At 34.1% G+C, this 14,737-nt stretch carries 12 protein-coding genes; all 12 read left to right on the top strand.

Annotation, left to right across the window (positions count from 1 at the left end; translation table 11 throughout):
- Window positions 1-35 precede the first annotated feature (35 nt).
- The 12 genes from P178_RS0117815 to P178_RS0117760 all read left to right on the top strand — a co-directional run bounded on the left by P178_RS0117815 (window position 36) and on the right by P178_RS0117760 (window position 14,726).
- A complete protein-coding gene (locus P178_RS0117815; protein ID WP_027067509.1) occupies window positions 36-1,007 on the top strand; it encodes a TIGR03571 family LLM class oxidoreductase in 972 nt (323 codons plus the stop codon).
- A gap of 203 nt (window positions 1,008-1,210) precedes the next feature.
- Window positions 1,211-2,026, top strand: a complete 816-nt coding sequence (locus P178_RS0117810; RefSeq protein WP_027067508.1) for a helix-turn-helix domain-containing protein — start codon at window positions 1,211-1,213, stop codon at window positions 2,024-2,026.
- A gap of 74 nt (window positions 2,027-2,100) precedes the next feature.
- Window positions 2,101-2,595, top strand: coding sequence for a VOC family protein (locus P178_RS0117805; RefSeq protein WP_027067507.1), 495 nt, complete (start codon window positions 2,101-2,103; stop codon window positions 2,593-2,595).
- Window positions 2,596-2,832: 237 nt separating this feature from the next.
- The gene (locus P178_RS22760; protein ID WP_027067506.1) at window positions 2,833-3,591 is read left to right on the top strand and encodes a DUF6090 family protein; all 759 of its coding nucleotides are present in this window, start codon (window positions 2,833-2,835) and stop codon (window positions 3,589-3,591) included.
- Between the two features lie 194 nt (window positions 3,592-3,785).
- The gene (locus tag P178_RS0117795; RefSeq protein WP_155941665.1) at window positions 3,786-4,322 is read left to right on the top strand and encodes a hypothetical protein; all 537 of its coding nucleotides are present in this window, start codon (window positions 3,786-3,788) and stop codon (window positions 4,320-4,322) included.
- Window positions 4,323-4,448: 126 nt separating this feature from the next.
- Window positions 4,449-5,159, top strand: a complete 711-nt coding sequence (locus tag P178_RS0117790; RefSeq protein WP_027067504.1) for a hypothetical protein — start codon at window positions 4,449-4,451, stop codon at window positions 5,157-5,159.
- Window positions 5,160-6,029 carry a hypothetical protein gene (locus tag P178_RS0117785; RefSeq protein ID WP_027067503.1) on the top strand — a complete coding sequence of 290 codons (870 nt, stop codon included), beginning with the start codon at window positions 5,160-5,162 and terminating at the stop codon, window positions 6,027-6,029.
- A gap of 332 nt (window positions 6,030-6,361) precedes the next feature.
- A complete protein-coding gene (locus tag P178_RS0117780; RefSeq protein WP_231500566.1) occupies window positions 6,362-7,495 on the top strand; it encodes an alpha/beta fold hydrolase in 1,134 nt (377 codons plus the stop codon).
- Between the two features lie 57 nt (window positions 7,496-7,552).
- A complete protein-coding gene (locus tag P178_RS0117775) occupies window positions 7,553-8,527 on the top strand; it encodes an MBL fold metallo-hydrolase (protein WP_027067501.1) in 975 nt (324 codons plus the stop codon).
- Between the two features lie 50 nt (window positions 8,528-8,577).
- Window positions 8,578-9,711 (top strand): amidohydrolase, encoded by a 1,134-nt coding sequence (locus P178_RS0117770; protein ID WP_027067500.1) that lies wholly within the window; start codon window positions 8,578-8,580, stop codon window positions 9,709-9,711.
- Between the two features lie 33 nt (window positions 9,712-9,744).
- Window positions 9,745-11,307, top strand: coding sequence for an arylsulfatase (locus P178_RS0117765; RefSeq protein ID WP_027067499.1), 1,563 nt, complete (start codon window positions 9,745-9,747; stop codon window positions 11,305-11,307).
- A gap of 227 nt (window positions 11,308-11,534) precedes the next feature.
- Window positions 11,535-14,726 carry a glycoside hydrolase family 2 TIM barrel-domain containing protein gene (locus P178_RS0117760; protein ID WP_027067498.1) on the top strand — a complete coding sequence of 1,064 codons (3,192 nt, stop codon included), beginning with the start codon at window positions 11,535-11,537 and terminating at the stop codon, window positions 14,724-14,726.
- The last annotated feature ends 11 nt before the right edge of the window (window positions 14,727-14,737 follow it).

The raw sequence follows: 14,737 nt of genomic DNA, 5'->3' as shown, positions 1-14,737 counted from the left end.
AGCGGATACCTGATGAATTTAATAAAAAACACATTATGAATCCATTTGATAAACTATACAAACCAGGTAAAATGACACTTGGTATAGAGTTTCCTTTAGATAACGATTGGTCAACCGTAGGCAATCGCAAACGTTTGGAAGACAACAGACCATTTGGAGTTCCAGATATCTCCAATCATTTAGCATTGGCAAAGCAAATTGATGAAGCAGGGTTCGCCGCTTTATGGATGCGAGATGTTCCGGTGTACGACCCTAACTTTGGTGATGGTGCGCAATTGTTTGACACCCTACCTTACTTGGGCTATTTAGCTGCTGCTACCAAAAACATTTTACTAGGTACAGCTGCCATAGTATTGCCACTACAGCAACCTATAAAATTGGCAAAAGCTATTGCGACCATAGAAAATTTAAGTGATGGCAGACTAATGTTAGGCTTAGGTTTGGGAGACAGACCTGTAGAGTTCCCAATGTACAATATCGACTATAAAAAAAGACCTGAAATCTTTAGAAACAATCTTGACATTATTAAAGAAGCTTGGAAAACTAATAGCGATTTAAAATCTATGTATGATTTTTTAAATAGCGGTATTGAAGTATATCCAAAACCGAAGAAAGACATTCCACTTGTAGTAGCTGGTCATTCCGGACAAAGTATTAACTGGATTGCCAAAAACGCGCAAGCTTGGTTTAATTATCCAAGACCGGTTGCCGAAACTTTAGAAAATAGAAAATACTGGTGTAATGCTTTGTACGATGAAGACCAAGCAGCAAAGCCTTATATTTCGGCTATACATTTAAACCTATCTAAAAACGACAATGTGACTTTTAAACCACAGCGCTTTGGTGGCACTGTGGGCATCAACCATCTTACCGAATATTTAAAAGCTTATGAAAACGTCGGTGTCAATCATATGGCAATAAACCTAAGAAAGTCTGAAACTCCCGTAAGTGAGGCTATTGCTAAAATTGAGGAGTTGGTATTACCAGAGTTTGCTATTGGTTTTTAAATGATTCATAAAAAAATAAAAGAATATTAATTCCTCAATTAAAATGTGTGGCAGCAACGTGTATAATTAATTGCTAGTGCTGGCTAAGACGATGGTCCTTCTCTACTTTTTATTATATTGTATCTCAAAGAATTTTAGCCTATTTGTACGCAACTGATCATGCCGAAACCGTTGTGCGTCATTCAAAGAGCATCAATTAATCAATGAACTATCAAACTTTTCAACCACATTCAGATTTAGGATCCCTTATAAGTTGTTATTGGACTTTAGAAGTTCCTGCGGAGAACAATTCTGAAAGACAACGGATTATACCTGATGGTTGTATTGAAATGGCATTTATTCTTGGAGACGACATTAAGCGCTATACTTCGAAAGATGAATTTATACTGCAACCGCGTGCAATGGTACTTGGGCAAACTATTGAACCATTTTATATCGAACCAACAGGTTTCGTAAATACATTTGCAATTAGATTTTATCCTTATGGATTTGCTAATTTTGTTACAATGCCAATTAAAGATTTGGCAAATAAAGAAACACCTATAGAATTATTGTTCGGAGCATACACCACCAAAGAATTGGAACAAAAAATAATTCAGGCAACAGACACCAAACAAAGAATTGAAATCATAGAGAATTTTCTCTTGGAAAAATTGAAAGACAAAATTACTATTGACAATATCGTAAAACAAACCGTTGAAGCTCTTTTATCATCAAATGGAACTGAATCTATAACCACTATTCTTAAAGAAGATTTGTCTAAAAGAAGACAACTCGAAAGAAATTTTAAAAAGCAAATTGGTATCAGTCCAAAACAATTGGGTAAAGTAATTCGACTTCAAACTGCGTTGAAAATGTTGCTTAACAAAAAAAAGGACAACCTAACCAACATTGCCTACGAAAGTGAATATTTCGACCAAGCACATTTCATAAAAGACTTTAAGGAGTTTACAGGTATTAACCCTAAGGAGTTTTTAGGGAACGAAAATATGGCTCTTTCAACACTCTTCTACAAATAAATAACGTGTCGCATTTTTACAATTTTAGACTTCTCAAATAATTCATATTTGTATCTAGAACTTAAACATTAAATATGAAAAAGAGAATACTATGTAGTGCGGTTATACTTTCTTTTCACATATTATCTTGTAAAGGTCAAGACAAATCCAGTACCGAGAACCAACAAACGTATTCAAACGAAACACAAAAAACGAGCGATATGAAAAGTTTTATTTCCATTTTTGAAATTCCGGCTACAGATATTTCAAGAGCAGTAGATTTTTATCAGGCAATTTTAGACGTTAACATTGAAAAAATGGACTTCCCAGAAATGCAAATGGGAATATTCCCATACGAAGGGCAAATGGTAACGGGAGTTATTATGAAAGCAGAAGGTTATAAGCCCTCTGCTGATGGAGTGACCATATATCTAAATGGAGGAGATAATCTTCAAATAATTCTTGATAAGGTCGAAGAAAATGACGGGAAAATAATTGTTCCAAAATCACTTCACGCAGATGAAAGCGGATATTACGCAATATTTCTCGATTCGGAAGGGAATAAAATTGGTCTGCATTCCCCAAATTAAACGAGGGAAATAGAACGAACGCACAACAATAGACATAAGTAATATAGACTTTGGTACTTTCCTAAAGGTAGTTGTGTAAATCGAAGTGCGTAAAGCCTTGTTTTGAGTTTTTATAGTTAAATTTAAAAACAAAAAATAAGGCTTAGCTATGTACTATAACCGTAAAGGCTTGCGCTCAAAATACCCACACTACGCTTATTATCAATGTTGTGCTTCATTATTACCAATCGCTAACTAATGATAAAATTTTTTAGAAAAATTAGACAAAATTTGCTTTCAGAAGGTAAAACTGGAAAGTATTTTAAATACGCAATCGGAGAAATTCTTCTTGTAGTTATTGGAATTTTAATTGCGCTTCAGATAAATAATTGGAATGAGAAACGAAAGATTAAAATTGCGGAAATAGAAATTCTTCAAAACTTAAAAACTGAATTAAAATATAATCTTGAAGACCTCGAAAAAATAAATAGACAACATAAATCGGAATTTGAGGATGGCATTATTATTTTAAAACTGTTTGGAACTGATGTTTCCAGCGTTTCTGAATTAAAATTGGACTCATTAATGTCAAATGCTTTTTCTGGATATTCTTTTGAATCAAAAGATGGATATATCAAATCACTTATTGCATCAAACAAAATTGATTATTTAAAGAATGCTGAGTTGAAATCTTATATTTCTTCTTTCGAATCTATGGTTATAGATGCTAATCAAGAAGATGGCTATGTGAGAAAATTACTAAATGACCGCTTTTGGCCTGCTACAGATGGTAAATTGAGTGCTTTAGACATTATTTCCTCTGCTGAACAGTACCAAGAATTCCCGAAAGGAACTTACTCCTCTGACTATAAGTGGTTTTTCAATAATCGTGAAATGGAAGATTTGACAGCCAATATTTTCAGCTGGAAAAAAGAGAATGTATTGGATGAACAAGTTTTTATGGATAAAATCCAAAAAATGATACAGATTATAGATGTTGAATTAGAGGAAGAGTAACGATAGCGGAACGAAATCTAAAAGTAAGGTGAACCTTAGAGTAAAATCTTAAGGACTGTTTATATTTATAAAGTCGCTAAATCCCTGGAATATTGCTTTGAGCAATAAAAAAACCAAGCAAAAAGCTTTAGCTTCGTATGCAAACGGAAACGAAAAATTCCTTGACTATGTTCAGCTTAGACGTTACGAATTATATGAAATATCTTTTACTTTATTTCTTTACTATCTGCCCTGTGATTATATGTGCTCAAAACTCTAGAATAAAAGAAATTCAATTTGAAGGTATAGCTATTGAAGAAAATAGTTATACAGAAATATTAAAATTGAAAGACCAAAATGCTTTGATTATTCAAATTGGCTATTCTAGTTACCCAATAAGAAGACTGGATTCTGATATAATCGTGTATCTAAATAATGGAAAAGTTGAGTTATATAAAATAACTGAATCCGTTGAAAACGGAGTAGAAGCTAAAGTAAAAAAAGTAAAAATAAAAAAGAATAATTATCTGCAGTATTGGAGTTTTTTAAATACTTGCATAACCCAAAAGAAATTTAATATAGATAAAGCCAAATTAAATTTTGAGGACAAAGAAAATACAACTTTGGCGCTAGCTACTTCTGGTGGGCAAACTTATCATTTTAATGTATATCAGAATAAGAAATATATAAATTACAGCAGCTTTGCTCCTAAAATATCTATATCTCAAAAGTACCCAGGTTTTGAGGAATAACAGAGGCTTGTGGACTTAATGGAGGGTTTTGAAGATATTATTAATTAGTAGTAAATGTATTTTAACTAATATAACAGAAGAACTTAAGCAATACGAAACAAAACCTATAAGATTCAATAAAAATATATGACCATATTCTCTTATCATCTAGTTAGTATACCATTTTCAATGGCGATAAAAGGATTGTTTTTAAACCCAATTGATAAGAATACCAAAGGCTTAATTCATGCAGAATATATGACGGCGATGACATTAGGCTCACCAATTATATCTACTTCTAGATTTCTTATAAAACAAGTCGCAATTTTTGCACAATGGGAAAATGAAGAAGCGCTTGAAGAGTACCTGAAAAAAGAAAAAATTGGCAAACTCTTGTCAAATGGTTGGCATGTTCGGTTAGAATTTATGAGGGAGTGGGGAAAAATAGGCGGATTCAAAATTCCAGAACAAAAAGCAAAATTAGCAACTTCGGCATCTTCTGTTATAGCAGTTACCATTGCTAGAATGAAACCATTGGCAGTACCTAGATTTTTACATTGGGGAAGACCAGTAGAAAAATTAGTACGTGACCACGAAGGTACATTACTATCATTAGCATCCGTTAGATTTCCAAATACAGTTTCTACTTTTTCAATTTGGAAAACAGAAGAGGAAATGACCAATATGGTTCACGGTCATAGTACCATGCCTAAGCCAAAAAGACATGCAAATGCAATGAAAGAGCGGGAGCGAAAAGATTTTCATTTTGAATTTACGACACTGCGTTTTAAGCCTATTTCTGAGTTTGGTACTTGGAAAGGCAAAGAGAATTATATTCCTGATCTTAAAAAGAACTAAATGGGAATTGCAATTCTAAAACAAAACCTTCAAGATTTAATTACCCAACAATGGGTAATACTATTTGGAAAAAAAATTATTGAAGATCAAAACAAATGGTTGTTAGGTCCTTTTGGGAGTACAAAAGGCATAGGTGTAAAATTTATTAAACAACTAGCTAAAAATGAGCAGTTAATAGTTGATGAGAAAGAAAATGATAAAGGGATATTATCATCAATAAATCAGTTGAATTTATCTAGCGAAGAACAAAATAAATTATCCAAAAGTGTAATTGATTTCTACGAAAATACGAGTAACTACGATTTTGATTTGAAAGTAAAATGGAATCCTTTTTTTAAAGGATTTGGTGTGCTGCTAAGATTATTATTTAGTAATCGAATTGAACAGTTAAATGTTCCGATAGAAAATATTGAAGATTCAGAATCCTTAAAAAGTGATATAATTCATTTATTAGATGCTACAACCAAAGAAGTGAAACGCACTATTTGGCTTAGATCTTTTAAGGGAAGAGGGGAGGTAGTGTATTCGGGTGTTTATGAGACATGTGTAATACCATCAGGACAAACTTGTATTAAAGCCATATTTCCATTGCCGAACGGAAGCGCAACGGTTATTTTAAGTCCGAGTGTAGGGGAAAACGGAGAGCTGATTTTAACTTCTTCTGGAAAGAAAATAGGCGATAGTGGTTTTTACTTTTTACTCAACGACTCTAAGGGAAACCTTTGGACTAAATTCATTAAATCATTTAAAGATGAGCTAGTTGTAAGCTCTAAAAATGAAAATATAATTGCAATACAGACCTTGACGTTATGGAATTTAAGAGTTTTGCAATTTACATATCATATCAATAAAAAAAGAGCAAAAAGTTAAACATACAAGTGGTTAGGAGCTTACTCTAACTCAAAAGATTTTTTAAGTTAAGAATGAATTATTCGTTCCCATTTTTATTAAGCTAATTCACAATCTATTTTACTATGAAGTAATCTGTATCCACTGCTATATTTTGTTTTATAGTTAAGCATGATGAAATGTAACTCTTATTTATTATACAAGATTATGGGGAATTAAGGTTGAAAATAATAGACTGGAATTAAATTTTACAAGTAAAGCTAAGACAGAAAATTCAGCTTTTTATGGAACGATTCTTGCTTCATAAAATAGACCACAAAAAGACTTTAAATGAACCTAAAACCACTGACCAAATGAAATTTTTCTATCTTTCAATAGTACTTTTATTTTCACTTTCCATACATTCTCAAACTCAAGATACATTAGTAGACGTTGGCGGTTATAATATGCATTTCAGAATAATGAAAGGCGAAGGCACTTCATTTCTTTTTGAAGCAGGGGCAGGTAATGATGCTTCTGTTTGGCACGGCATACTAGAGAAAATTCATAACGTTACAGGTACTACGCTAATCACCTATGACCGATCAGGATTTGGAACAAGTGAATTAAATCCAAAACTAAAAAATGATGCAGATTTTGGTATAGAAAATGGAATTAAGGAACTGGAGATAGGACTTTCAAAGTTGGGTTATGACAATGAAATAATACTAGTTTCTCATTCGTACGGTGGTTTATACAACCTGTTATATGCGCATAAATATCCTAAAAAGGTAAAATCGGTTGTATTGATAGATGTTACTCTTAATAACTTCTGGAATGAAGAATTACTGACAATGAGAGATAACTTGTTTGATACAAGTACGATAGTAAAACCTTCGGGTGATTATTATATGAATGCAAATTTCAATGAAATTATGCGATATATGAGAAACATAGAATTTCCAAATAACATACCTATTATAAATGTTTTTCCTGAAAACTCATTTGCAGGCTTTCCAGAAGTGCTTTCAAATAGATGGAGAAAGCTTCACAAAGAATTTAACCATAATAAAGACAATGTAGAAAATATTATAGCGTACGGAAGTGCGCATGCGGTATTTCAAGATAATCCAGGGCTAATCATCAATACAATTATAAAAGCGTATTCAGCAACATTAAATGAAAATCAGCAAAGAGAGTTGTTGCAAAAAGCTTTAGATAATGCCATTGAAATGTCTATTGAAACTAAGGTAAACAATCGTTCAGAGCATGATTTGAATGAACTGGGGTATTCATTTTTAAGAAATGAAGAACTAGAAAAAGCTATGGAAGTTTTTAAATTGAATACATTACTTTTTCCAGATAGTTTTAATGTTTATGACAGTTATGGAGAGGTTTTGTTGATGGCAGATAAGAAGGCTGAGGCAATGAAAATGTATGAGAAATCACTAGAATTAAATCCGGAAAATGAAAATGCCAAGAATGTGTTGTTAGAGTTGAAACAATAATAAATCGCTACATTTCTACCTATTATTGGTTATATAAATACCATGTATTAAATACAAATGAATAGATTTCTTGTAATTATTATAGCTTTCGTGATTTTTTCCTGTTCTGAAAAACCAAAACCAAAATCAAAACAAGATATATTATCTAGCATAGAAGTTGGCGTAACGAATACTTCAATCGTTATTCTTGGAACGGCACAAGATGCAGGTTCACCACAAATAGGCTGCAAAAAAGAGTGTTGCATTGAACTCTTTGAAGATGTCACTATAGAAAGGCGCGTTATTTCGTTAGGGTTAATTGATACGGAAAATCAAAAAACATATATGTTTGATGCTACACCTGACATTGGTAAGCAGATGAAAATGCTTACGACAATTGAGACAAAAAATGATAAAGAATTGGTAGATGGTATTTTTCTAACACATGCACATATAGGTCATTATACCGGGTTAATGTATTTAGGAAAGGAAGCCATGGATGTCAAAAGTACACCTGTGTATGTGATGCCAAAAATGGAAATTTTTCTTAATGAAAACGGACCTTGGAACCAGCTTGTAAAAAGAGAAAATATTGTGCTCCACAAGATGGTAAATGAAGCTTCGGTACGTTTATCGAAATCAATTGAGGTAACACCTACTTTAGTACCACATAGAGACGAATTTTCAGAAACAGTAGGGTATCATATAGAAGGACCAAATAAAAGTGCGTTGTTTATTCCTGATATTGATAAATGGGATAAATGGGGGAAGGATATTGTCACTGAAATTAAAAAGGTTGATTATGCATTTATAGATGCAACTTTTTACAGTGGTAAAGAAATTAATAATAGGGATATTAGTGAAATTCCACATCCCTTTGTAATTGAAAGTATAAAGATGTTTGAGGACCTAAGCGAAAAGGATAAAAGCAAAGTAGTTTTTATCCATTTTAATCATACAAATCCGTTATTAGACCCTAACAGTCAAGAAAGTCTTTTAGTACTTAAAAAAGGGTTTAAAATTGGACGAATCAATGATGTATTTGAATTATAGCTTACATAAATAGCTGATAAAATGTCTGAATATGCAGTATATTTAGTTCTATGAATGAAACACTGGTTCAGCTAAGAAAAGAACTACACAAATACCCAGAGCTTTCGGGTGAAGAATATACCACGGCTAAACGCATCACGGAATTTGTAAAGGAGTTCAATCCAAAAGGCATTATTACAAATGTAGGTGGGGCAGGAGTGGCAGTGGTCTATGAATTTGATAACGGTGGACCAACAGTTGTAATTCGGTGTGAGTTAGATGCTCTACCCATACAAGAAGCGAATACTTTTGAACATAAATCTAAGAACAGCGGAGTCTCCCATAAATGTGGACATGATGGTCATATGACTATTGTTGCTGGATTAGTTACTTGGTTAACAAATGCGACATGTAAACAGGGTAAAGTAGTATTATTATTTCAACCTGCCGAAGAAACCGGTAAAGGTGCGGCTAAGGTTTTGGAAGATACCAGACTTACAAATTTTAAACCTGATTACGTATTTGCACTTCACAATTTACCTGGGTTTAAAAAACATACTATTAGTGTAAAATCAGGTTATATTACAGCAACGGTACAAAGTATGAGTATTAATCTCAAAGGACAAAAAGCACATGCCTCTGAGCCAGAAAATGGAGTTAACCCTGCGTTGGCAGTAGCAGAATTAATACAAGTACTATCAAGCTTTGTACAACCAAATTCAGAATGTAAAGACTTTGCTTTATTAACTCCAATATACATTAACCTAGGGGAGAAGAATTACGGTATTTCAGCTGAAGATGCAGAACTACATTATACTATACGCACATGGAGTGGTGAAGTAATGACCGAGCTGGAAGGTAAAATAAAAAAAGCGGTCAATGATATCTCAGGCCAATATCGATTGACATTTGATATGGAATGGTTTGAGTTTTTTCCTGCATCAAAAAACAATAAAGAATGTGTTGCTTTAGTTGAAAAGGTGGCGAAACAACAAAATTTAGAATTGGTTGAGAACCCAAGTTCCTTAAAATTTGGTGAAGATTTCGGGTGGTTTTCACAGCATTATAAAAGTGCAATTTTTGGTTTAGGAGCAGGAGAAAATCAACCGGCATTGCATCATTCTAATTATGATTTTCCTGATGAGTTAATAGCATCGGGTATACAAATGTTTAAAGGTTTGATTACCGAGATTTTAGGAAAATAAGTATCTTTAAGATAACCATCCTATCCTACCAAAATGAAAAAAATAATTCTCTTTTTACTCGTTGTAATTCACCTACATTCCTGTCAAGAAGAAAAAGAACCAGAAAAATCTACAGTCCAAAAACCGAATATCATTTACATTTTAGCAGATGATCTAGGTTATGCCGAAATAGGTGCTTTTGGTCAAGAAAAAATAGAAACTCCCAATATCGATGCCTTATCAAAAGAAGGTATGATTTTTACACAGCACTATTCAAGCGCTCCCGTTTGTGCTCCCGCCAGATATATGTTTTTGACAGGTAAACATTCAGGGAATTCATTTATTCGTGGTAATGATGAGTGGAACGATCGTGGCGATGTCTCGGATTATAAAGCCATGGCAAAAGATTCTACATTAGAAGGTCAACGCCCAGTTCCCAAAGGCACCAAGACCATTGCCAATTATTTACAAGAAGAAGGGTACAAAACTGCATTGGTAGGTAAATGGGGATTAGGGGCACCGCACACACATTCCGTACCCAACGAAATGGGATTCGATTTTTTCTACGGTTTTAACTGCCAAAGACAGGCACATACCTATTATCCATTGCATTTATACAAAAACAAAAACCGTGTGCATTTGGCGAATGATACCATTGCGCCAAGTACACCTTTTCCAAAAGGTTTAGACCCAAAAGACCCTACCAGTTATAAAGATTATACATTAACAGAATATGCACCCGATTTAATGTTCGAAGAGCTTACCGGTTTTGTAGCTGAGAATAAAGCAAATCCGTTTTTCTTGTATTGGGCAACTCCTGTTCCACACGTAGCATTACAGGCGCCAAAGCGTTGGGTAGACTACTATATCGAAAAATTTGGTCCAGAAGAGCCATATTTATCGGGTAATGGAAATGGTTATTTTTCACATCAAACACCCCATGCTGCATATGCAGCTATGGTATCCTATTTTGATGAAAATGTGGGTAAGCTAGTACAGCAGTTAAAAGACGAAGGAATTTATGATAATACTTTGATTGTATTTACATCAGATAACGGACCAAGTTATGCCGGTGGTGCAGACCCAATATTTTTTGAAAGTGCAAAACCGTTTGACGGAGAGTATGGTAGGGGAAAAGGATTTGTGTATGAAGGCGGAATTAGAGTTCCTACTTTTTTTACTTGGCCAGGTAAAATTAAAGCGGAAACAACAAGCAATCATGCATCTGCACATTATGATATGTTAGCAACTTTTGCTGATGTTTTAGATTTTGACAAACCAATAGAAACAGATGGTGTTAGCTTTTTACCCACATTGTTGGGGGAGCAAAATCAAGAAAAGCATGAGTTTATGTATTGGGAATTTCCGGAGTATGGTGGTCAGGTTGCCATTAGAATGGGTGACTGGAAAGTTGTTCGTCAGCATTTAAAAGATGAGGTGAAACCAACATTAGAACTGTATAATCTAGTGGATGATCCTGCCGAAACAAACAATATTGCAGCAGAACATCCTGAAATTCTAAAAAGGGCAGCTGAAATTTTCGATAAAGAACATACCGAACCTGAGACCCAGTTATTTAAAATTCCACTCTTAGAAAAAGGATTATTAAGTGATTAATATTTAGCAATTTCATCTTCTTCGATTTTACATTTTTTACAATTTCATTTCCTTTTCAAATTTGCAAGTTTAATTGTATTTTGCAAGGATGGAATCATTGATGGTATCTAAATTTTTAGGGTGTTAAAATGTGAATTCAGATTTATATAATTACTAAAAATAAGAAATCATTAGAAATTTAATGTATTCTACATTTTTGAGAACCACCAAACTACAACGATTATAACATGAGAAACGGTATTAAATTCTGCGTATTTTCTTTTTTTTTATTTACGGTAATAGGGTTTGCCCAAGCACCAAAATGGGAAAATCCTGAATGGGAGAATCCAGAAATATTTCAAATTAATAGGGAAGAACCCACGGCATCTCTATATCGTTATGAGAATGCGGAATTAGCTTTAGCAAATGAAAGTTGGGAGAATTCATCATTCTATCAGTCTTTAAACGGGGAGTGGTATTTTAATTATGCCGCAAGTGTACCAGAAAGACCAACTACATTTTTTGAATCTGACTTCGATACATCGGATTGGGGTAAAATTACGGTACCATCGAACTGGGAACTTAAAGGTCATGGCACACCAATTTATACCAATGTGGTGTATCCTTTTCCTAAGAATCCACCATTTATTCCCCACGATATCAACTCCGTAGGTAGCTATATACGCAGTTTTGAAACTCCTGAAAAATGGAATGGAAAAGAAGTGTATTTGCATTTTGGCGGTGTAAGCGGTGCAATGTATGTGTATATGAACGGACAAATGGTTGGGTATAGCGAAGGCAGTAAAACGCCCGCAGAATTTAATATTTCTAAATACCTGAAACCAGGCAAAAATGATTTATCTGTTCAAGTGCTACGCTGGTCTGACGCCAGCTATTTAGAAGATCAAGATTTTTGGCGTTTAAGCGGTATAGACAGAGATGTGTATGTATATGCGACTAATAAAGCGACCATAAAAGATTACACCGTGGTGGCAGATTTAGATGATACGTATACCAACGGTAAATTCAGTTTAGATTTAAAACTGGCGAATACGGGCAAGAAGCAAAAAGGTGCTCAAGTAGAAGTTACCTTATTAGATGGTGCCAAGGAAATATTTAAAGTAGACCAGAAATTAGATGTTGTTGAAGGCACAACTACGTTAAAATTTGCTCGGGAAATTACTGATGGAAAGACATGGAATGCTGAAAAGCCAAATTTATATACGCTACTTTTTACGCTAAAGGATAAAAAAGGAAATACTACCGAAGCGATCAGTTCTAAAATCGGATTCAGAAAAATCGAAATCAAGAATAATCAGTTTTTAGTTAATGGAATGCCTGTATTGATAAAAGGTGTAAACCTTCATGACCATGATGAAGTAACCGGTCATGTAATTAGCGAAGAGGTTACCTTGAAAGATATGCAGGTAATGAAGCAAAACAATATTAATGCAATTCGTTGTAGTCACTATCCTAAAAATGAGTTTTTCTATAGAATGGCAGACAAATATGGTTTTTATGTAGTTGATGAAGCTAACATTGAAATTCATGGTATGGGGGCAACCAACCAAGGTTTAGATGGTGATGAGGAGGCAATTGCAATTCACCCTGCATACCGCCCAGAGTGGAGAGAAATGCATTTAGATAGAACGATTCGTATGTTCGAGCGTGATAAAAATTACACATCTATTGTTACGTGGTCATTAGGTAATGAGGCGGGTAATGGTCAAAATCTTTTTGATACTTACGATTGGTTAAAGGCACATGATACTACCAGACCAGTACAGTATGAGGGAGCAACTAATTACTCAAATACAGATATACAGGCACCTATGTATGCAAGGGTAAATCAAACTATTGCCTATGCAGAGAATAACCCGAAGAGACCTTTAATTCAGTGCGAGTATGCACATGCTATGGGAAATAGCGTAGGAAATTTACAAGAGTATTGGGATGCCATAGAAAAGTATGATGTGCTGCAAGGCGGTTTCATTTGGGATTGGGTAGATCAAGGTCTAAAAGCGACCAATGAAGAGGGTGTGGAGTTTTATGCCTTTGGTGGCGATATAGGTGGGGCAGAATTACAGAATGATAATAATTTTTGTTTGAACGGATTAGTTGATCCCGATCGTTCTGCACATCCTGCTTTATATGAAGTAAAGAAGGTGTATCAATATGTGAAATTTAAGGCTGTAGATCCGAAATCTGGAAAAATCAGTTTAAAGAATAGGTATGATTTCACCAACTTGTCTGAATATTCCTTTTCTTGGAAATTATTAGAAAATGGAGTAGAAGTAGGGCAAGGGAATTTAGCAGATGTTGATATTGCTCCGTACAAAACTAAAGAAGTTCAGATAGACTTGCCAGCATTAGCAAAAACAGGTTCTGAATATCATTTGAATGTTTATATGACAACAAAAAATGAAAGTGCCTTAATACCTGCAAATTATTTATTAGCATATGAACAGTTTCAGTTAACAGAATTTAATCCTTCTATGTTTAAGGAGAATATCGACGGATTAATCGTTAGTAAAATTGCTGATACCATTTTGGTAAAAGGTGAAGGATTTGAAATTGGTTTTAATAGTAAAGACGGAACATTATCTTCTATAGATTACGGTCAAGGTAATTTATTACTAAAAGGACCGACCGTAAATTTCTGGAGAGCACCGAACGATAACGATTATGGCTACAATATGCCAAGTCTATTAAAGAAATGGAAAGAGGCTACCGATACCCAAAATATCATGAGTTTAGAAGTGAACTCAAATGAAGGGAAGAAAATTATAGATGCTGTAAAGCTAACTGCTAATCCGTTTAAAATCAGAAAAGATCTAAAGTTGAGCGCAGATTACGAATTACCTTCTGTAAATGGTCAGGTAAATGTAACCTATACTATTAATACCAAAGGCGAAATATTAGTAAGTACCAAGTTAAAAGACATTAGTAGCGATTTGCCAATTATGCCAAGATTTGGTAATAATCTAATTATTGATACCAGCTACGATCAAGTAGAATGGTACGGTAGAGGAGAACATGAAAATTACCAAGATCGTAAAACCTCCGCTTTGGTAGGTGTATACGATGCCAATGTTTCCGATTTATATTTCGAATATATTCGTCCGCAAGAGAATGGAAACAGAACAGATATCAGAACCTTGTCATTTGAAAATAAGGAAGGCAAAGGAATAAAAATCACGGCTCCAGAATTATTCTCTTTCAGTGCTCACCATCAGTTGAATTCAGATTTTGATGAGGGTATGCAGAAAAGACAGCAGCACACTTATGATATACCAACAAGAGATTTAATCAATATCAATATTGACCATAGTCAAATGGGTGTTGGTGGAGATAATAGCTGGGGATTACTACCGATGGAAAAATATCAGATACAACCAGAAAACCTTTCTTTTGAATACGTAATTAGTCCCGTTCGTTAAAATCGCGGTAT

This window comes from Maribacter sp. Hel_I_7 (assembly GCF_000688315.1).
Classification (GTDB): Bacteria; Bacteroidota; Bacteroidia; order Flavobacteriales; family Flavobacteriaceae; genus Maribacter; species Maribacter stanieri.
Note: the sequence above shows the minus strand (reverse complement) of the source record. Positions and strands in the feature narration are given on the sequence as shown.